The 18579-nt window shown below is 64.6% G+C and carries 18 protein-coding genes, 1 tRNA gene and 1 other RNA gene; 7 read left to right on the top strand and 13 right to left on the bottom strand.

The window, feature by feature from the left end; all coding sequences use genetic code 11:
- Positions 1-113: 113 nt before the first annotated feature.
- The 4 genes from M1D32_RS08560 to rnpB all read right to left on the bottom strand — a co-directional run bounded on the left by M1D32_RS08560 (position 114) and on the right by rnpB (position 3117).
- Entirely contained in the window at positions 114-323 is a 210-nt protein-coding gene (locus M1D32_RS08560) for a hypothetical protein (RefSeq protein WP_458781807.1), read from the bottom strand.
- Positions 324-398: 75 nt separating this feature from the next.
- Positions 399-1841: a glyceraldehyde-3-phosphate dehydrogenase gene (locus tag M1D32_RS08555; protein ID WP_458782141.1), complete on the bottom strand. Its 1443-nt coding sequence runs from the start codon at positions 1839-1841 to the stop codon at positions 399-401.
- Positions 1842-2138: 297 nt separating this feature from the next.
- Entirely contained in the window at positions 2139-2681 is a 543-nt protein-coding gene (locus M1D32_RS08550) for a TspO/MBR family protein (RefSeq protein WP_458781806.1), read from the bottom strand.
- Positions 2682-2725: 44 nt separating this feature from the next.
- Positions 2726-3117: RNase P RNA component class A (gene rnpB / locus M1D32_RS08545), an RNA gene on the bottom strand.
- Between the two features lie 56 nt (positions 3118-3173).
- Here rnpB and M1D32_RS08540 point away from each other — a divergent pair.
- Positions 3174-3980: a YaaA family protein gene (locus tag M1D32_RS08540; protein WP_458781805.1), complete on the top strand. Its 807-nt coding sequence runs from the start codon at positions 3174-3176 to the stop codon at positions 3978-3980.
- 38 nt (positions 3981-4018) lie between these two features.
- Here the strand turns inward: M1D32_RS08540 and M1D32_RS08535 are convergent, their stop codons facing one another.
- Positions 4019-4756, bottom strand: coding sequence for a zinc ribbon domain-containing protein (locus M1D32_RS08535; RefSeq protein ID WP_458781804.1), 738 nt, complete (start codon positions 4754-4756; stop codon positions 4019-4021).
- 99 nt (positions 4757-4855) lie between these two features.
- Positions 4856-5779 (bottom strand): Nif3-like dinuclear metal center hexameric protein, encoded by a 924-nt coding sequence (locus M1D32_RS08530; protein ID WP_458781803.1) that lies wholly within the window; start codon positions 5777-5779, stop codon positions 4856-4858.
- Positions 5780-5880: 101 nt separating this feature from the next.
- On the opposite strand from M1D32_RS08530, the gene msrA reads away from it, so the two are divergent.
- From msrA to epsC, 3 genes are all read left to right on the top strand, one after another.
- Complete coding sequence (gene msrA / locus M1D32_RS08525) at positions 5881-6405, top strand: peptide-methionine (S)-S-oxide reductase MsrA (RefSeq protein WP_458781802.1); 525 nt, start codon at positions 5881-5883, stop codon at positions 6403-6405.
- Positions 6406-6470: 65 nt separating this feature from the next.
- Complete coding sequence (gene cysK, locus M1D32_RS08520) at positions 6471-7406, top strand: cysteine synthase A (RefSeq protein WP_458781801.1); 936 nt, start codon at positions 6471-6473, stop codon at positions 7404-7406.
- A gap of 41 nt (positions 7407-7447) precedes the next feature.
- Positions 7448-8032 carry a serine O-acetyltransferase EpsC gene (gene epsC / locus M1D32_RS08515; protein ID WP_458781800.1) on the top strand — a complete coding sequence of 195 codons (585 nt, stop codon included), beginning with the start codon at positions 7448-7450 and terminating at the stop codon, positions 8030-8032.
- A gap of 3 nt (positions 8033-8035) precedes the next feature.
- Here the strand turns inward: epsC and M1D32_RS08510 are convergent, their stop codons facing one another.
- Both M1D32_RS08510 and gndA read right to left on the bottom strand, forming a co-directional pair.
- Complete coding sequence (locus M1D32_RS08510) at positions 8036-8869, bottom strand: oxidoreductase (protein WP_458781799.1); 834 nt, start codon at positions 8867-8869, stop codon at positions 8036-8038.
- A 107-nt stretch (positions 8870-8976) separates the two neighbouring features.
- Positions 8977-10413, bottom strand: a complete 1437-nt coding sequence (gene gndA / locus M1D32_RS08505) for an NADP-dependent phosphogluconate dehydrogenase (RefSeq protein WP_458781798.1) — start codon at positions 10411-10413, stop codon at positions 8977-8979.
- A gap of 204 nt (positions 10414-10617) precedes the next feature.
- On the opposite strand from gndA, the gene M1D32_RS08500 reads away from it, so the two are divergent.
- Positions 10618-11343 (top strand): FadR/GntR family transcriptional regulator, encoded by a 726-nt coding sequence (locus tag M1D32_RS08500; protein WP_458781797.1) that lies wholly within the window; start codon positions 10618-10620, stop codon positions 11341-11343.
- A gap of 165 nt (positions 11344-11508) precedes the next feature.
- Here the strand turns inward: M1D32_RS08500 and M1D32_RS08495 are convergent, their stop codons facing one another.
- The 5 genes from M1D32_RS08495 to M1D32_RS08475 all read right to left on the bottom strand — a co-directional run bounded on the left by M1D32_RS08495 (position 11509) and on the right by M1D32_RS08475 (position 13911).
- Positions 11509-11787 carry a hypothetical protein gene (locus M1D32_RS08495; RefSeq protein ID WP_458781796.1) on the bottom strand — a complete coding sequence of 93 codons (279 nt, stop codon included), beginning with the start codon at positions 11785-11787 and terminating at the stop codon, positions 11509-11511.
- A 104-nt stretch (positions 11788-11891) separates the two neighbouring features.
- Positions 11892-11964: transfer RNA gene (locus tag M1D32_RS08490), tRNA-Val, on the bottom strand.
- 109 nt (positions 11965-12073) lie between these two features.
- Positions 12074-12994 carry a Sir2 family NAD-dependent protein deacetylase gene (locus M1D32_RS08485; protein ID WP_458781795.1) on the bottom strand — a complete coding sequence of 307 codons (921 nt, stop codon included), beginning with the start codon at positions 12992-12994 and terminating at the stop codon, positions 12074-12076.
- 6 nt (positions 12995-13000) lie between these two features.
- The gene (locus M1D32_RS08480) at positions 13001-13495 is read right to left on the bottom strand and encodes a peroxiredoxin (protein WP_458781794.1); all 495 of its coding nucleotides are present in this window, start codon (positions 13493-13495) and stop codon (positions 13001-13003) included.
- Positions 13492-13911, bottom strand: a complete 420-nt coding sequence (locus M1D32_RS08475; protein WP_458781793.1) for a DUF3052 domain-containing protein — start codon at positions 13909-13911, stop codon at positions 13492-13494. The genes M1D32_RS08480 and M1D32_RS08475 overlap by 4 nt, the downstream gene beginning before the upstream one ends.
- A gap of 425 nt (positions 13912-14336) precedes the next feature.
- Between M1D32_RS08475 and aceE the strand changes: the two genes are divergently transcribed.
- Both aceE and M1D32_RS08465 read left to right on the top strand, forming a co-directional pair.
- Positions 14337-17078, top strand: coding sequence for a pyruvate dehydrogenase (acetyl-transferring), homodimeric type (gene aceE / locus M1D32_RS08470; RefSeq protein ID WP_458781792.1), 2742 nt, complete (start codon positions 14337-14339; stop codon positions 17076-17078).
- A gap of 174 nt (positions 17079-17252) precedes the next feature.
- Positions 17253-18497: a PucR family transcriptional regulator gene (locus M1D32_RS08465; protein WP_458781791.1), complete on the top strand. Its 1245-nt coding sequence runs from the start codon at positions 17253-17255 to the stop codon at positions 18495-18497.
- The last annotated feature ends 82 nt before the right edge of the window (positions 18498-18579 follow it).

Raw genomic sequence — 18579 nt, 5'->3', positions numbered from 1 at the left:
GGGATGCCTGCCCTTCCGGTATGTTTACGCACCAGAAGAGCCTAGGACAGCCGGCTGCCATCCCCGCCGATATCCACACTGTGGAGGCCGGGTGGAAGGTCACACCGGCGGAGCTACTGCTCCCGCATCACCCGTCGGAGGTCCTCCTCGGCGATGGCCAGGAGTCCCTCAAGCTGCCGCACCCGGTCTTCGCCGACGTCGCCCGATGCGTGGGCGACGCGGGCCCCTTCAAGCAGGCGGACAGCCTCCTTGTGGTTCGCCTTTGCCACATCCAGTGCGTGTTCCAGGGTGGTTTCGTGCTGGAGCGTCGAATCTTTATCCATGGCACAAGTGTGGTCCCGATTCCCGGCTGATTCCAGAGAGTCAGCCGGGAAATCGAGATTGGCCGAAGGGGTGGATCAGACGGAAATTGCAGCCAGGGCTGCGGCTGATTCCTTGGCGGGGAAGGACGGGGGGTTTACACCGGCCATCTCCTCCATAACGCGGACCACCTGGCAGCTGTAACCGAACTCGTTGTCGTACCAGACGTAGAGCACCAGGTTCTTTTCGTTCGAGATCGTGGCGAGGCCGTCAACGATGCCCGCACGGCGGGAACCAACGAAGTCGGTGGAAACCACCTCAGGCGAGTCGATGTAGTCGATCTGCTTGCGCAGGTCCGAGTGCAGGGACATCTCCCGCAGGTATTCGTTGACTTCATCCTTGGTGGTCCCGTTTTCCAGGCTCAGGTTCAGGATGGCCAGGGAAACGTCCGGGGTGGGGACGCGGATGGAGCTGCCGGTGAGCTTGCCCAGAAGTTCGGGCAGGGCCTTGGCCACAGCCTTGGCGGCACCGGTCTCGGTGATCACCATGTTCAGGGCTGCCGAACGGCCGCGGCGGTCGCCCTTATGGAAGTTGTCAATCAGGTTCTGGTCGTTCGTGAAGGAGTGGACCGTCTCCACGTGCCCGTGGACAACACCGAACTTGTCGTTGATGGCCTTCAGCACCGGCGTGATGGCGTTGGTGGTGCAGGAAGCCGCGGACACGATCTGGTCCGTGTCCTCGATGGTGCGGTGGTTGATGCCGTGGACGATGTTCTTCAGCTCGCCCTTGCCCGGAGCGGTCAGCAGCACCCGTGCAACACCCTTGCTCTTCAGGTGCTGGGACAGGCCTTCGGCGTCACGCCAGCGGCCGGTGTTGTCCACCACCAGTGCGTTGTTGATGCCGTAGGCGGTGTAGTCGATGGTGGCCGGGTTGTCCGAGTAGATCACCTGCACCTGGACACCGTTGGCGGTGATGGTGTTGGCCGCCTCGTCAACGCGGATGGTGCCTTCGAAGGAACCGTGCACCGAGTCGCGGCGCAGCAGGCTCGCACGCTTGGACAGGTCATTGTCGGAGCCCCGGCGCACAACGATCGCACGCAGCCGCAGGCCGTGGCCGCCGCCTGCCTTTTCAATCAGGAGGCGGGCCAGGAGCCGGCCGATGCGGCCAAAACCGTACAGCACGACGTCGGTGCTGGTGCGGTCGTCGCCGCCGCGCTTGCCCACGATCTCGGCGAGTTCCTCGCGGAGGAACTCCTCCAAAGTGGCGTCGCCGCCCTCTTCCTTGAACTTCTGGTTCAGCCGGGCGATGTCGATCGCTGCCGCGCCGAGCTCCAGCCCCGCCAGGGTGTTCAGGAGCGGAGCAGTTTCCTCCAGCAGCAGCTCATCTTTGCTCATGCGGCGCGCAAAGCGGTGTGCCTTGAGGATGTTCATGGTGGACTTGTTGATCAGGCTCCGGCCGTGGATGCTGGTCACCACGTTGTTTTCGCGGTACAGCCGGCCGATCACCGGAATCATGGCCTCGGCGAGGGCCTCCCGGCCCATCCACGTATCAAGACAAGAATCTGACGTCTGGCTCACAGAAATACCTTCCTCGGTTCAGCCGCGTACGTCCTCGTACACGGATGTCGGCCACCTGATGGTGTCCAGGGGCACCGGCACCTGCGGGGATTGTCCCCCAGGTGCCTGGATCGTGTGCAAAAGAAAACCGCCGGTTGCGAACGCAACTCCGGCGGAAGAACTCCTGCGTCCGGTATCTATTCTAATTTGGCAGACTGCCCGGGAGCGGCCCGAGCCGCGTGAAATCACTCACACCAGGTTTCCGCGCCCCCTGGTGCCGCCTCAGTTATGGACGGCGGAATAAAGGTTGAGGCTGGCGGAGAAAATCACCCACGAGAAGTAGGGCAGCACCAGCAGCCCGGCGGCCGGGCTGACGGGGCCGAACCGCAGGATGAGGAGGACCAGGACAAAGGCCAATGCTCCGATCACCGCCAGGGCGATCCACAAGGCGGCTGTGCCGATCATGGGGTACAGGCCAAAGAAGGTGATGGGCCAGGCCAGGTTGAACACGAGCTGGAGGACATACATGCGTGCCACCGGCCGGACCATGGCTCCCCTCCGCCAGACCAGCCACGCGGCCACGGCGATCCCCGCGTACAGCGAAAGCCAGGCGGTGCGGAACATCCATCCCGCGGGCATCCACGGGGCCTTGATCGAACCGGCAAACCACCCGTTGGAGTTAAGGATGATCGGGATGGAGGCGAGCATGCAGACGGCATACGAGAGGGCGAGGAAACCAAGCAGGGCAACAACTTGCCTGCCCGGAGCAGGGACTGGCCGCGGGGCGGTCCCCGGCCCGGATTGTCCATCAGTAGTAGAGGGCACGGTTCAGCATCCCCAACGCAGCTTCCAAGGTCAAACCGGTTAAGTGGATGGGTTGACCGATACGCCGGGTTCTGTGCTCCTGCCCCGTTACCGGTGCGGGAGTAGCGGCCATCCATCTACGAACGCCGTTGCCGGCGCCCTCCAGCGGCCTACCCGGACACTTGGGCGAGCAGCCCTCAAACGCGCCCTGTCTGGCCTTGCTCCGGGTGGGGTTTACCTAGCCTTCCCGGTCACCCGGGAAGCTGGTGGTCTCTTACACCACCGTTTCACCCTTACCTGTTTCGTGCCGCTTTCAAACCGGCGCGACCCAGGCGGTCTGTTTTCTGTGGCACTGGCCTGCGGGTTACCCCGAGTGGGCGTTACCCACCACCCTGCTCTGTGGAGCCCGGACGTTCCTCGAGCCACTTGCGTGACGCGCGGCCGCCTGGTCAACCCATCCGGATCCAGTCTACCGGCGCCGTGCCGCTTTCCCTCCGCCGGTAGGATCGGACGGTGCTGATTCTGCTTCCCCCTTCTGAAGGCAAGACACCCGCGGTCCGCGGATCCGCCGTCGACTGGCCCTCGTTGAGCTTCCCGCAGCTGAACTCCTGCCGGGCAAAGGTGCTTGACGCGCTGGGCACGGTGAGCGCGCACGAGGACGCCCTCGCTTTGCTGGGGGTCGGGGCGTCGCTGAAGGACGATGTCGACCGCAACACCAGGCTCCATGCTGAACCGGCGGCTCCGGCGCACCAGATCTATTCAGGGGTGCTTTACGACGCCCTGGGCTACAAGACACTTACCGCCGGACAGCGCCGAAAGGCGGATGAGTCGGTCCTCGTCATTTCGGCGCTTTGGGGCGCCATCCGCTTCGGCGACAGTGTGCCCGCGTACCGGCTGTCCATGGGAACGGCGCTGCCCGACGTCGGACGCCTCGCCTCATTCTGGAAACCGCAACTCGCCGACGCCCTGGCCGGTGCCGTTTCCGGGCACCTGCTGGTGGATTGCCGGTCCAGCACCTATGCGGCAGCGTGGGCTCCGCCGGCCGCGCAAACAGTCGCCGTCAACGTCTTCACCGAGGTCAACGGGGTGCGGAAGGTAGTCAGCCACTTTGCCAAGCACACCCGCGGCGAGCTGGCACGGCATCTCCTGGCCCGGCGGGGCAAGGCACCGGAGTCACCCGCGCAGTTGCTGAAGGCCAGCCGCGAAAAGTGGGAGGCCGAACTTGTGGAGGGCTCAGCGCGGAAGCCGCACGCGCTGGACATCATCCTGCCGGGCTGGTTCGCGCGTCCCTCCCAACTGAGGTCGCAAGCAACGCTGTGAAAACGCCGCTTGACGGCGTTCCATGCCAGCCAGGTGGGTCAGGCCCACTCGTCGGAACGCACCAGAATGGCGCCGGAGTCCGGGCAGAACACAATGTCGTCAGCTGCCGCTGCCTTGATCTCCGCGAGGTCGCCGGGGCTCAACTTCATTCCCGAAGCCTCGGACGTTCCGTGGAACAGCCTCGCGGCGCCCACTCCGCGCTTCGCCAGGGTCTTTTCGTACACAGCCAGCATTCCGGCGTCGAGGGTGGCGGCAAAGGCTGAACGCTGGTTGCGGAGCCCACTGGCTTCCGCCTCAACTTCGGCCAGGGCTGCATCCAACTCGGCCCGGATGCTGCCGAAGGATCCCTGGATGTCGTCCACGATCCCCTGTTGCTTGGCCTGCCTGGCCCGGAGCGAATCGAGCCGTTCCATGACCTCGAGCTCCACGTCCTCCAGGTCCGAACGCCGCTTGTTCAGGGAGGCGATGTCCTTCTGCAAGGCGACCAGGTCCTTGGACAGTCCGGTTCCGCTGTTGAGCCTTGCTTCATCCCGTTCGATCCGGGAGGCAACCTGCTCCACGTCCGCCTCGGCGCGCTTCAATTCTGCCTCGGCATCGTGAACCGCCACCTTCGCGGCACCCAGCTCTCCGTTGGCGACGGAAAGGGCGGCTTCAAGATCCTTGATCCTGGGATCGTTCTCCAGCGAGCGGCGGCGGTTGGCGAGCGACTTCAGCCTGGCATCCAGCCCCTGCAGCTCAAGCAACTTCAACTGTTCTGCCGGTGCTGCCTTCGCCACTGTTACCTCCGTTTATCACTTCCGGCCGGAGCCGGGCACCTGAACGGCGCTTCCTAGACTCTAGCGCCTGGCCTGCTCTCCCGCCTCGCGGCGCCAAGCTTAGCCCGGAGTGAGGATGAAGTCCCAGGGATCGCTGTTGGTGGTGCTGACCTGGATTTCGACGTCGTGTCCCTGGTCTGCGAGGACGTTCCCCAGCGCTGCGGCGGCTGCCGGCAGCCACAGCCACTCGCTGGCGAAGTGCGAGACGTCCACCAGGTAGGGCCGGCCGTTCAATGCCGCTTCCCGCGCCTCGGAGGCCGGGTGGTGGCGAAGATCAGCGGTGACATAGACGTCAGCGTTGCTGGCACGCACCTCATTAAACAGCGAATCCCCGGCGCCGCCACAGACTGCAACCCGCTGCACCAGGCCGTCCTTGTCTCCCGAGACGCGCACTCCCCCCGCCACGGAAGGCAGTATGCCAAAGACACGTGCTGCGAAATCGCCCAGGGTCATGGCGTCCGCCAGGTCACCGACGCGTCCGATTCCCTCTTCCGGAAGGCCATTCGCTGCCACGGTGAGCGGCGCAACGTCCTGCAGGCCCAGCGCATCGGCAAGCACGTCGGACACGCCCCCGACGGCGGAATCACCGTTGGTGTGCACGGTCAGGAGGGCGGTGCCCGATTCGATGAGCCGGTGGACGGCCCGGCCCTTGGGGGTGGTGGCAGCGACTGTGGTGACACCCTTGAGCAGCAGCGGATGGTGGGTGATCAGGAGTTCCGCACCCCATTCCACTGCCTCCTCAATGACCTCGAGCGTGGGGTCCACGGCAAACATCACCCGGGTCACGGCAGCGGAGGGGTGCCCCGCCACCAGCCCAACCTCGTCCCAGTGCTCCGCCAGGGACTCAGGCCACAGTTCCTCCACCGCCAGGAGCAGCTCACCCAGGGTGGGAGCCTGGGGCTGGCGGGCCGCTGCCTCCGCGCCGGAGGGTACGTCGGCGTCGTGATTCTCCTGGCCGGTAACGTCAGTGTCCACAGGTTCCATAGTCTTAGTTTTACCCCATCACCCCGTCCGGACCGCATGTTTGAAGGGGCGCTGCACAACGGCCGGGGAATCATCCGGTGCCGCGAACCATTGAAGAGGTCATGAAAACTTTTGTTTTGGGCGGAGGCTGCTTCTGGTGCCTCGACGCCGTCTACCAGAAGACCAAGGGCGTCACCTCAGTGGTGTCCGGCTACACGGGGGGCCACGATCCCCATCCGGACTACTACTCGGTCTGCAACGGCACCACCGGCCATGCCGAAGTGGTGGCCGTGACGTTTGACGAGGACGTGATTCCGGCCGAGGTCATCCTGGACATGTTCTTTGCCCTGCACGATCCCACAACGCTCAACCGGCAGGGCTACGACGTCGGCACCCAGTACCGCTCGTCCATGTTCTACGAGACCACCGAAGAGAAGATCCTCTTCGAGGAAGCCATCGAACGGAACCAGGCCCTGTGGGCGAACCCCATAGTCACCGAGGTCAGCAGGCTCCCCCGGTTCTACATTGCCGAGGAATTCCACCAGAATTACTACGCCAAGCATCCGGAGCAGGGGTACTGCCAGGTGATCATCAACCCCAAGCTCGCCAAGGCCAGGAAATATTACTCTGCATGGCTTAACGCTTAGCGGGTGTTACGCAGCCTCGTTAGGCTGACCTCAGTATTCACCCCTCACAAGATAGGCGTATCTACATGGCACGGATCTATGACGATGTAACACAGCTGGTCGGCGGCACACCGCTGGTCAAGCTCAACCGGCTCAGCGAGGGGCTGGAAGCCACGGTCGCCGTCAAGCTCGAGTTCTACAACCCTGCCAACAGCGTCAAGGACCGCATCGGAGTGGCCATCGTCGACGCCGCCGAGAAGTCCGGCGCCCTGAAGCCCGGCGGCACCATCGTTGAGGGCACCTCCGGCAACACGGGCATCGCCCTGGCGATGGTGGGTGCCGCCCGGGGCTACAAGGTCATCCTCACCATGCCCGAGACCATGTCCACCGAGCGCCGGGTCATGCTGCGCGCCTTCGGTGCCGAGATCGTCCTGACGCCGGGTTCCGAGGGCATGCGCGGTGCCGTGGAAAAGGCCCAGGAAATTGTCGCCAGCACCGAGAACTCCATCTGGGCCCAGCAGTTCGCCAACGAGGCCAACCCCGAGATCCACCGCAACACCACGGCCGAGGAAATCTGGACTGACACCGACGGCAAGGTGGACATCTTCGTCGCCGGCGTCGGCACCGGCGGCACCGTCACCGGCGTCGGGCAGGTCCTCAAGGAGCGCAAGCCCGGCGTCCAGATCGTCGCCATCGAGCCCAAGGATTCCGCAATCCTCAACGGCGGCGCCCCCGGCCCGCACAAGATCCAGGGCATCGGTGCCAACTTCGTGCCCGAGATCCTGGACACCAACGTTTACGACGAAGTCCTGGATGCCACACTCGAGGACTCGGTCCGCGTAGCCCGCGAGCTCGGCGTTAAGGAAGGCATCCTGGGCGGCATCTCCTCCGGCGCCATCGTGTGGGGGGCCCTGGAACTGGCGAAGCGCCCGGAGAACGCAGGCAAGCTGATCGTGGCTGTGGTCTGCGACTTCGGCGAGCGTTACATCTCCACGGTGCTCTATGACGACATCCGCGGCTGATTCAGAACCGCCATCCGCCCGTTTCCTGTAGAAAGAACTTTGTGGGCTTTTTCGCAAGACTAAAGGAAGACCTCGACGCCGCCCGGTCCCACGACCCGGCGGCTCGAGGTTCTTTCGAGAACTTTTTCGCCTATTCCGGTTTGCATGCCATCTGGATCCACCGGCTGACGCACCGTCTCTGGCAGAACCCGGCCCTGCGTTTCCCCGCGCGGCTGATCTCCCAGCTGGGCAGGTTCGTCACCGGTATCGAGATCCATCCCGGCGCCACGATCGGCCGCCGGTTCTTTATTGACCACGGCATGGGCGTGGTGATCGGTGAAACAGCAGAAATCGGCGAGGACGTGATGATATATCACGGCGTCACGCTAGGCGGCCGCTCGCTGGCGAGGATCAAACGGCACCCCACCATCGGCGACCGCGTAACCATTGGCGCCGGCGCCAAGATCCTGGGACCGATCACTATCGGCGAGGACAGTGCCGTGGGCGCCAACGCCGTGGTGGTGAAGGATGCGCCGCCGGAATCGATCGTCACCGGCGTTCCCGCCAAGTGGCGCCACCGGGATGCCCAGCGGGAGACCAAGCCCGCCGTGGACCCGGCTGAATACGAGATCGAATACCATCTCTGAGGCTCATCCCGCCACCCGCTTCAGCACTGCCATCACCACCGCGTCATAGAGGCGGTCAGGGAGTAAGCGCCGGAGCGCCAGAATGGCCCTGGCACCGTTTCCCACCGGGTACCGGGTCCGGGGCCGCGCGGACGTGGCCGCATGCAGCACGGCCCGGCCGATGACTTCGGGGTGGGTGGACGTCCGTTCCCGGTCCGCCGAGGCCAGCGCGCCAGCCATCTGCTGTGCCTGCGCCGCGTAGGGTCCGCCGCCGCTGGTGGTGAGCAGGCTCCCGGCAGATATGCCGCCCCATTCGGTCCGGGTCCCGGACGGTTCAATGATGGAAACGCTGATGCCGTGGGGTTTCAGCTCCAGCCGCAGCGCGTCGCTCATCCCCTCCACTGCAAACTTGGTGGCGTGGTACCAGGTGCCGAGCGGCTCATAGAACTTCCCGCCAATGGATGAAATGTTGATGATCCTTCCGCGGCCCGCCGTCCGCATGGCAGGCAGCACCAGCTGGGTCATCCTCGCCAGCCCAAAAACGTTGACATCGAATTGACGCCGCCCTTCGGCCGGCTCCACCTCTTCCAGTGCGCCGAACGAGCCGTACCCGGCGTTGTTCACCAGGACGTCGATGTGCCCTTGCTCCGCCATTACGCGGCCGACGGCGGCACGCATCGATTCGTCGTCCGTTACGTCCAGTGCCAGGACGTTGACCCCCAGGGCCTTCAGCGGTTCCATCCGGTCCACCCTGCGGGCGCCGGCGTAGACCACGAACCCATCGCTGCGAAGCTTCGTGGCTGCTTCGAAGCCGATCCCGGCGGATGCGCCGGTGACTATCGCTACTGGCTGGGGCATGGTGGACTCCCTCGCTGGTCGCGTTCCGCCCGCGCAGGGACAGCAACGGCCGGCAGCTCCCAGAGTAGCTGGGAACTGCCGGCCGCAGGTGGGCTGTCAGTTCTTGGCTAGTGGGTGTCCACTGCCTCAATTTCGGACTTGTCCTCGCCCCAGAGGGTGTGGAAGGTGCCTTCTGCATCCACGCGGCCGTAGGTGTGGGCGCCGAAGAGGTCACGCTGGCCCTGGATCAGGGCTGCAGCAACGCGCTTGCGGCGCAGGCCGTCGTAGTAGGCCAGCGAGGAAGAGAACACCGGCACCGGGATGCCCAGCTGGACAGCCGTGGCAACAACGCGGCGCCAGGCCGGAACAGCGTCCGCGATGGCCTTGGTGAAGGCCGGAGCGAACAGCAGGTTGGCGGGCTTCTCGTCAGCTGCGTAAGCCTTGGTGATGTCCTTCAGCAGCTCGGCGCGGATGATGCAGCCGGCGCGCCACAGCGAGGCAATCTCATCCAGCTTCAGGTCCCAGCCGTATTCCTTGGCTGCGGACGTCAGCATGTCCAGGCCCTGGGCGTAGGAAACCAGCTTGGAGGCGTACAGGGCCTGGCGGACATCCTCGACGAAGGTCTCGGGGATTTCCACCGATGCCTCGTTGCCGGCCAGGAGCTCCTGGCCCAGCTTGCGCTGGCCCGCCTGCGAAGACAGGGCACGGGCGAACACGGATTCGGCGATGCCGGAGACCGGGGAGCCCAGTTCCAATGCCGAGATGACCGTCCAGCGGCCAGTGCCCTTCTGGCCGGCGGCGTCCACCACGACGTCGACGAACGGCTTGCCGGTCTTGGCGTCAACATGGCCCAGGACCTCTGCCGAGATTTCGATCAGAAAGGAGGAGAGCTCTCCCTTGTTCCACTCGGAGAAGATCTTGGACTGCTCGGCAGGCTCGATGCCGGCACCGGAGCGCAGCAGGTCGAACGCTTCGCCGATGACCTGCATGTCGGCGTATTCGATGCCGTTGTGGACCATCTTGACGAAGTGGCCGGCACCGTCGGTTCCCACCCAGGCGCAGCACGGTTCGCCGTCGACCTTGGCGGAGATCTTTTCCAGCAGCGGACCGAGGGCCTTGTAGGACTCCTTGGAACCGCCGGGCATGATGGAGGGGCCGTTAAGGGCACCTTCTTCACCGCCGGACACGCCGACGCCCACGAAGTGCAGGTCCTTCTTGGCCAGCGCGGCTTCACGCCGGCGCGTGTCCTCGTAGTGTGAGTTTCCGGCGTCGATGATGATGTCGCCGGCCTCCAGCAGCGGTTCGAGCTGCTCGATGACGGAGTCAACGGGCTTGCCGGCCTTCACCATGATCAGGACGCGGCGGGGCTTCTCCAGGGAGTCCACCAGCTCCTGCAGGGTTTCGGTGCGGATAAAGTCACCGTCCGAGCCGTGCTTCTCCAGCAGGGCGTCAGTCTTCTCCACCGAGCGGTTGTGCAGTGCGACCGTGAAGCCGTTCCGCGCGAGGTTGCGGGCCAGGTTGGCACCCATCACCGCAAGGCCGGTGACACCGATGTGTGCAGACATCAAAAACTCCAATTCATGCTGTGCGTTGGATGTGCAGTGCGGCTTCCTCTTGCCGGAAGCACGGTTGCAGACCAAGGGTCTGAATAAAGCATATATATTCGTTGGGTCTCAGGAAAGGGACGCCCACCTACTGGAACCTTTTGTGTCGTTGTCCGTCAACGGCGGAAGGCAGGCGGAGCACTGGCTCCCACTAGGCTTAGCACCATGACCACCAGCCTCCATCACCGGGCCATCGAGAATCTGGGCACCCGGATCGTCTCGGGCAACCTGCCCGCTGGCCACGTAATGCTGGCGGAGCAGCTGGAGGATGAGTTGAAGGTGTCCCGCTCGGTCATTCGGGAGGCAGTCCGCGTGCTGCAGTCCCTGGGCTTGGTGGAAACCACCAAGCGGGTGGGCATCCGGGTCCTGCCGCCCAGCCGCTGGAACCCCTTTGACCCACAGGTTATCCGCTGGCGCCTGGCCAGCGACGCGCGGGGCGCTCAGCTGCGCTCACTCGCCGAGCTGCGCGCCGCCGTCGAACCGGCAGCGGCGGAACTCGCTGCCGAGAACGCCCCTGCGCCGCTTCGCCTGGAACTCGTGGACGTCGCCTACGCAATGCGCGACGCCGGACACAACGGTGAGGTGCCCCGCTTCCTGGAGCTGGACATCCAGTTCCATTCGTTATTGCTCTCCGGCTCGGGCAACGAGATGTTTGCAAACCTGATGGGGCAGGTGGCTGAGACCCTGACAGGACGGACCGTCCATGGCCTGATGCCCGACCACCCGCACGAGGCAGCCCTGCAGTGGCACGTCGACGTCGCCGAAGCCATCGCCCGGGGCGATGCCCCGGCGGCACGCGCCGCCTCGGACCGGATCATGCGCCGGACCATGTCCCAGATGTCGGATACCTGGACCGAACAGCCCCGCGTCTTCATTCCCGTGCGCCGCTAGGCCCAACCGCCCCGGCGGGAAATCCGACACAGCCGACACACGAGGTGGATGACTTCTTGTTTCCGGAAGTTCACGGTATATTCATCTCAGGCCCTCCACCGCGGCATCCCCCAATAGTCGCGGTGGAGGGTTTTCCAATGCCCTGATACACCCGTAACGCCCCCATCAGGCGGCGTCCGCGACTGCTTCACGCAGGCGCCATCCCCCACCCATGCTGTCCCGTTCCAGCAGCATCGTGGTCAGCGCGGAGCCGGTGTTGCCTCCAAGCCTCACTTGTAGCTGCAGGACCTCGACGTCCACCCGGCTGAGGCCTTTGGGCATCCTGCGGTTGACTTCCCACCAGTTGACCCGCTCAAACCAACGGACCGGTTCGGCAGCCACAGTCCATTCCCTGCCGCCGCTTACTACCGCCGCCGGCATTCCATCGATTCCCGATCGCACCATTACGTGTTCCATGCCTGCAAACTACGCCGGGGCACCGACATCGGGGCCACAACGAAAAACCCCGTTGTTTCCGCCGCTATGGCGGAAACAACGGGGTTTCCTTGTGGGTCCTACCGGGATCGAACCGATGACATCCACGGTGTAAACGTGGCGCTCTACCAGCTGAGCTAAAGACCCGAAAGCGCTGAATCCGGCGCTTCAACGCCGCAACCAACGAACATAGACTCTACCCGACACAGGGCGCGAAACGCGAATCGGCGCCACCGGCGTCCCTGATGCGAACCCTTTACAGGGGCGGGAGTTCCGCCGCGAGCCAGGCCAGCGATTCACTGACGCCCGCGTGGAGCTTTATCGTGGCTTTGTCATCGCCGCGGGTCTCCCCCCGGTTGATGATGATCACCGGCTTCCCGTCCTTGGCGGTGTGCCTGACGAAGCGCAGTCCACTCATGACTGTCAGTGATGATCCGGCCACTACCAGCGCACCGCCCTCGTCTACCATCCGGTAAGAGCGTTCAACACGCTCTTTGGGCACATTTTCGCCGAAGTACACGAAGTCCGGCTTAAGCGTTCCGCCGCATGCAGGGCAGGCAGCGACGACAAAGCTGCTGATCAGCGCCTGGTCCTCCACGGTGGCGTCTGCATCCGGCGCTATCTCCACAAGGCCCGATTCCGCTGCCCTCGACAGGAAGTCCGGGTTCAACTCCTCAAGCACTCCCGCCAACAGGCGCCGTGAGTACGTACGCCGGCACTGGAGGCAAACCACCTGGTCATACCTGCCATGCAGGTCAACCACGTTGATGCTGCCGGCGTCCTCGTGGAGCCGGTCAACGTTCTGGGTAATCAAGCCGGTGAGGTAGCCGCGCCGCTCAAGTTCGGCAGCCGCGTGGTGGCCCTGGTTGGGATCAGCGTGCCGCAGGTGCGACCAGCCGATATGGTTTCGTGCCCAGTAGCGCTGGCGGTTGGCCTCGTCCTTGACGAACTCCTGGTACGTCATGGGAGAACGCGGGGGCGAGCCGGGTCCGCGGTAGTCCGGGATGCCCGAATCGGTACTGAGGCCGGCGCCGGTGAGCAGGGCAAAGGGTTTGCCGGCGAGGAGCCTGCGGATCCGCAGCAGGACCTCAAGTTCGTCGGCGGAAGGACGCGTTGCCGCCACGGGCGGCATGCTGGCTAAGCCCGTCAGGCCCACACCCGCCCGCCGCTGCTCCATGGCCGGTCAGGCCTTCCCCAGCCCGGCCAATGCGGTGCGGTATTCCTGAAGGTCCCGGGCTTGGCCGCGCGGGTTCACCACCGAGTAGCGGACGTGGCCGCCGGCGTCGATGATGAACGTGCCGCGCTTCGCCATGCCGCTGTCCGCATCGAAGACGCCGTAAGCGGTGGCCACGCCACCGTGGGGCCAGAAGTCGGCCAGCAGGTCGAAGCTGTAGCCTTCCTGGGCGGCGTAGGCCCGCAGGCTGAACTTGCTGTCGACGGAGATGGCCAGCACGGTGGCATTCGCATCCTCGAACATCGCCAGGTTGTCCCGTATCTCGCACAGCTCCCCGGTGCAAATGCCCGAAAAAGCGAACGGATAGAACACCAGGACCACGTTCTGGCCGCGAAAGGATGACAGCCTGACGGGTTCGCCGAACTGGTTGGCGAGTTCAAAGTCGGGCGCCGGCCCGCCGACCGCGGGCACAGCTGGAATGGCAGCGTCAAGCGCTGCCGTCACTTGTTCTTCCTCATCACCAGGCGGGCTGCGCTCCAGTCCTTCGAGACGCCTGCCGAGGTCGTGACGTGCAGCCCGGCCGTCGGGGCAGCTTCCTGGATGTCAGCCGGTGACACATACCCGGACCTGCCTGACTTCGGAGTGAGGACCCAGACAACCCCGTTTTCGCTGAGGGTGGTCAGCGAATCCATGAGGCTGTCCACCAGGTCACCGTCGCCGTCCCGCCACCAGAAGATGACGGCATCCGCCACTTCATGGTCGTCCTCATCCAGCAGCTCTGAGCCCGTGAGGTCTTCAATGTCGTCACGTAAGTCGAAATCGACGTCGTCGTCGTAACCGAACTCCTGAATCAGATCCCCGTTCTTGAAACCCAATTTTTCCGCCACATTTACCGAAGTGGCGGCGTCGGCCTCGCTCACGTGTTCCTCCAATGCCTCATATATGCAGTGCGCATAGTGATTTCCATTACTCCCAAGCCAACACCCTTTGTGCCTGCGCTTCAAGCTGGCACCCCCGGGATGCCGCATATTCTGCGTCACACCTGGTGCGGCCAGCCCACCCGCAGCGGCTTTTCGTCACACAACCAGTATGACGGCGAAATACAACAGAGCCGCCCAAGCCGCGGCTACGCATCGTGTTGCGGACAGAGTTAGAGTGGCAGTGACAACTATGCCTGCGGGGCAACAACCCTGTAACTCCAATGCAGACGTAGGAATGCTAGGACCCTGCCCGGCACACATGCCCGGGCTGTTGTAACCGATACGTCGCACACGGCGTATATACGCCGGGCGGTCACCCTGCCCGGCCTGAGTGCGCCATCAATGCGCGCAAAGAGAGGTTGGACGTGGCTGCAGGAGAAGATACCTCCCATATCCTCAGCGGGTTGACTAACCAGCTGCCTGATCGTGATCCGGAAGAGACCGCCGAGTGGGTTGAGTCCCTGGATTCCTTGATCAGGGAACAGGGTACCGAGCGTGCCCAATACATCATGCGCAGCCTGCTGCAGCGTGCCGGTGCGCAGAGCGTCGGGGTGCCGATGGTGACCACCACCGATTACGTGAACACCATCCCGGTGGACCAGGAAGCCCAGTTCCCGGGCAACGAGGAGTTCGAGCGCCGGTACCGGGCGTACATGCGGTGGAACGCTGCGGTGATGGTGCACCGGTCCCAGCGGCCGAACATCGGCGTGGGCGGGCATATCTCCACCTATGCCGGGGCCGCGACCCTGTACGAGGTGGGCTTTAACCACTTCTTCCGCGGCAAGGACCACCCCGGCGGCGGGGACCAGGTCTTCTTCCAGGGCCACGCCTCCCCCGGCATGTACGCCCGCGCGTTCATGGAAGGCCGGCTCTCGGAGGAGGACCTGGACGGGTTCCGGCAGGAAAAGTCCCGCGAGGGCCACGCCCTGTCCTCCTACCCGCACCCGCGCCTGATGCCGCACTTCTGGGAATTCCCCACGGTCTCGATGGGCATCGGGCCGATGAACGCGATCTACCAGGCCCAGTCCAACCGGTACCTGCACAACCGGGGCCTGAAAGACACCTCTGACCAGCAGGTCTGGGCGTTCCTGGGCGACGGGGAAATGGACGAGCCCGAATCCCGCGGCCTGCTCCAGCTCGCCGCGAACGAGAACCTGGACAACCTGAACTTCGTGATCAACTGCAACCTCCAGCGCCTGGACGGCCCGGTCCGCGGCAACGGCAAGATCATGCAGGAACTCGAAGCGTTCTTCCGCGGCGCGGGCTGGAACGTGATCAAGGTCGTCTGGGGCCGGGAATGGGATGACCTGCTCTCCCGCGACACCGACGGGTCCCTGGTGAAGATCATGAACGAAACCCCAGACGGGGACTACCAGACCTACAAGGCCGAATCCGGCGGCTTCGTCCGCGAACACTTCTTCGGCAAGGACCCGGCCACCAAGGACCTCGTCGCGGACCTGACCGATGACCAGATCTGGAACCTCAAACGCGGCGGCCACGACTACCGCAAGGTCTACGCCGCGTACAAGGCAGCCACCGAATTCAAGGGCAAACCCACCGTCATCCTCGCCAAAACCGTCAAGGGCTACGGACTCGGACCCCACTTCGAGGGCCGCAACGCGACCCACCAAATGAAGAAACTCACCCTCGACGACCTGAAGAAGTTCCGCGACCACCTGCGGATCCCCATCACGGACGAACAGCTCGAAAAAGACCCGTACCAGCCGCCGTACTACCACCCCGGCACGGACGCCCCGGAAATCCAGTACATGATGGAGCGCCGCGCTGCCTTGGGCGGTTCGGTCCCGGAACGCCGGTCCAAGCACGCCGAGATCACCCTGCCGGACGCAAAGTCCTACGAGGTGGCCAAGCGCGGTTCAGGCAAGCAGCAGGCAGCCACCACCATGGCCTTCGTGCGTTTGCTCAAGGACCTCATGCGGGACAAGGAATTCGGTAAGCACATCGCCCCGATCATCCCGGACGAGGCGCGCACGTTCGGTATGGATGCGTTCTTCCCGACCGCGAAAATCTACAACCCCAAGGGCCAGAACTACCTGTCCGTGGACCGGGACCTGGTCCTGGCCTACAAGGAGTCCCCTGCAGGGCAGCTGATCCACCCCGGGATCAACGAAGCCGGCGCCGTGGCAGCGTTCACCGCCGCCGGAACCGCGTACGCCACCCACGGCGTGCCCCTGGTCCCGGTCTACGTGTTCTACTCCATGTTCGGCTTCCAGCGCACCGGCGACGCCTTCTGGGCAGCCGCGGACCAGATGACCCGTGGCTTCATCATCGGCGCCACGGCAGGACGGACCACCCTCACCGGTGAAGGCCTCCAGCACGCCGACGGCCATTCCCCCCTGCTGGCCTCCACCAACCCTGCCGTGGTCACCTACGACCCCGCCTACGGCTACGAAATGGGCCACATCATCCGCGACGGCCTCGAACGCATGTACGGGCCCGACTCGGACGACCGGAACCTCATGTACTACCTCACGGTGTACAACGAGCCCATCACCCAGCCCGCCGAGCCGGAGGAACTGGACGTCGAAGGCGTGCTTAAGGGCATCTACCTGCTCGCCCCGGCAAAGATCGACGGTCCCCGGACCCAGATCCTCGCCTCCGGCGTCTCGGTGCCATGGGCGCTCGAGGCCCAGCAGCTCCTGGCCGATGACTGGGGCGTCTCCGCCGACGTCTGGTCCGTCACGTCCTGGAACGAACTGCGCCGCGACGGCCTCGCCGCCGAAGAGGAAGCCTTCCTCAACCCCGGCGAACCCGCCCGCGTCCCCTTCGTCACCCGGCAGCTCGAAGGAGCCACCGGCCCCGTCGTCGCAGTGTCCGACTACATGAAGGCAGTCCCGGACCAGATCCGCCAGTTCGTCCCCAACGAATTCGCCACCCTCGGCGCCGACGGCTTCGGCTTCTCCGACACCCGCGCCGCAGCCCGCCGCTTCTTCAAGATCGACGTCCACTCCATCGTGGTCCGGTCACTGGAGATGCTGGCCCGCCGCGGCGAGGTTGATCAGCAGGCACCTGCCAAGGCAATCGACAAGTACCGGCTGCACAACGTGAATGCAGGCTCCACCGGCAACGCCGGAGGCGAGTCCTAGGACACGCAGGTAAGCTGCGGCGAAACCGCGATGTGCTGACGACGGCGGCTCCCACCGAAAGGCGGGGGCCGCCGTCGTCTGTTCCGCGGCAGGACCGCGTGTGACGCACAACCAACGGGATTGTAGCCTTTGTACAAAATGGAGCTTGCCGGGCAGGGGCCGTATGCTCAAAGAATGCCAGCACCAGCCGCCCCGTCCGCGAAGCGCAATCCGTCCACGCCGAGGGTTACGCCGGAGAAGTCCGAAACCCTCAAAAAGCTGCGGGCAAATGTTGGCCAGCTGTCCACCACCACGATGCGGGAGCTGGAAAAATCCCTGCCCTGGTACAGCCGGCTCAGCTCGGATGAACGGTCTGCCCTTGGCATGGTGGCCCAAAACGGCATCGCAGCCTTTGTGACCTGGTATGAGCGCCCGAGTTCCCCCTCATGGATCCTCACTGACGTTTTTGGAACGGCCCCAACGGAACTGACACGGTCCATCAGCCTGCAGAAGGCCCTCCAGCTGATCCGGATCGTTGTGGAGGTGGTGGAGGACCAGGTACCGGTCATCGCCCCGGAGGCGGACCAGCCGTCCCTTCGTGAGGCCGTTCTCCGCTACTCCCGTGAGGTGGCGTTCGCCGCGGCCGACGTTTATGCGCGAGCCGCCGAATCCCGCGGCTCCTGGGACACACGCCTGGAAGCGCTGATCGTCGATGCCATCCTTCGGGGCGAAAACACTGACGCCCTGCGCTCCAGGATCGCGGCCCTGGGCTGGAAGGCGCAGGAACGGTTCACCGTGATGGTGGGCAACTCCCCCTCCGAACCCAGTGCCAGCTACGTCAGCGAACTCCGGCGAATGGCAGGCCGCTTCGCGGAGGACGCCCTCGTGGGCATCCAGGGCGACCGCCTGATCCTGATCCTGGGCGGCGTTTCGGACCGGGAAACCGCCTACGTGAAGCTCAGCGACATGTTTGCCCCGGGCCCGGTGGTGTACGGGCCCGAAGCAGGGTCGCTGCTGGAGGCCAGCAGCTCCGCGCAATCCGCCTTCGCCGGCCTGACCGCAGCCAGGGCATGGCCGTCCGCTCCCCGGCCCGTTGCCGCTGACGACCTGCTGCCCGAGCGGGTCATCTCAGGGGACGACGCCGCCCGCCGTTCCCTGGTCAAGAATATCTACCGCCCGCTCCTGGCGGCGTCCAACGGGCTGGTGGAAACCCTCGGGACGTACTTGGAACTTGGCCATTCCCTGGAGGCAACGGCCCGCGAACTCTTTGTCCATGCCAACACCGTCAGGTATAGGCTGAAGCGGGTTTGCGACGTCACAGGCTGGGATCCGCTCCTCCCGAGGGAGGCTTTTGTCCTCCAGGCGGCCCTTGTGGTGGGCCGTCTTTCTGCCCCGCCCAAAGCGGCTGTAGAGCGTCAGCCGTCGCGGAACCAGCCCTGAGGCGTTGTAGACTTCCTACAACCTGACCCCGTGAGCTTGGTGCGGACAAACACCGCTGGATCACACAGTAATTTGGAAAGCT

It is taken from the genome of Arthrobacter sp. D3-16, assembly GCF_054408515.1.
Note: the sequence above shows the minus strand (reverse complement) of the source record. Positions and strands in the feature narration are given on the sequence as shown.

Bases quoted from the DNA above. Each gene is read 5' to 3' on its own strand.
- M1D32_RS08560 (WP_458781807.1), bottom strand. From the start codon at position 323: ATGGATAAAGATTCGACGCTCCAGCACGAAACCACCCTGGAACACGCA.
- M1D32_RS08555 (WP_458782141.1), bottom strand. From the start codon at position 1,841: ATGGGCCGGGAGGCCCTCGCCGAGGCCATGATTCCGGTGATCGGCCGG.
- M1D32_RS08530 (WP_458781803.1), bottom strand. From the start codon at position 5,779: ATGGAACCTGTGGACACTGACGTTACCGGCCAGGAGAATCACGACGCC.
- msrA (WP_458781802.1), top strand. From the start codon at position 5,881: ATGAAAACTTTTGTTTTGGGCGGAGGCTGCTTCTGGTGCCTCGACGCC.
- cysK (WP_458781801.1), top strand. From the start codon at position 6,471: ATGGCACGGATCTATGACGATGTAACACAGCTGGTCGGCGGCACACCG.
- M1D32_RS08510 (WP_458781799.1), bottom strand. From the start codon at position 8,869: ATGCCCCAGCCAGTAGCGATAGTCACCGGCGCATCCGCCGGGATCGGC.
- gndA (WP_458781798.1), bottom strand. From the start codon at position 10,413: ATGTCTGCACACATCGGTGTCACCGGCCTTGCGGTGATGGGTGCCAAC.
- M1D32_RS08500 (WP_458781797.1), top strand. From the start codon at position 10,618: ATGACCACCAGCCTCCATCACCGGGCCATCGAGAATCTGGGCACCCGG.
- M1D32_RS08495 (WP_458781796.1), bottom strand. From the start codon at position 11,787: ATGGTGCGATCGGGAATCGATGGAATGCCGGCGGCGGTAGTAAGCGGC.
- M1D32_RS08485 (WP_458781795.1), bottom strand. From the start codon at position 12,994: ATGGAGCAGCGGCGGGCGGGTGTGGGCCTGACGGGCTTAGCCAGCATG.
- M1D32_RS08465 (WP_458781791.1), top strand. From the start codon at position 17,253: ATGCCAGCACCAGCCGCCCCGTCCGCGAAGCGCAATCCGTCCACGCCG.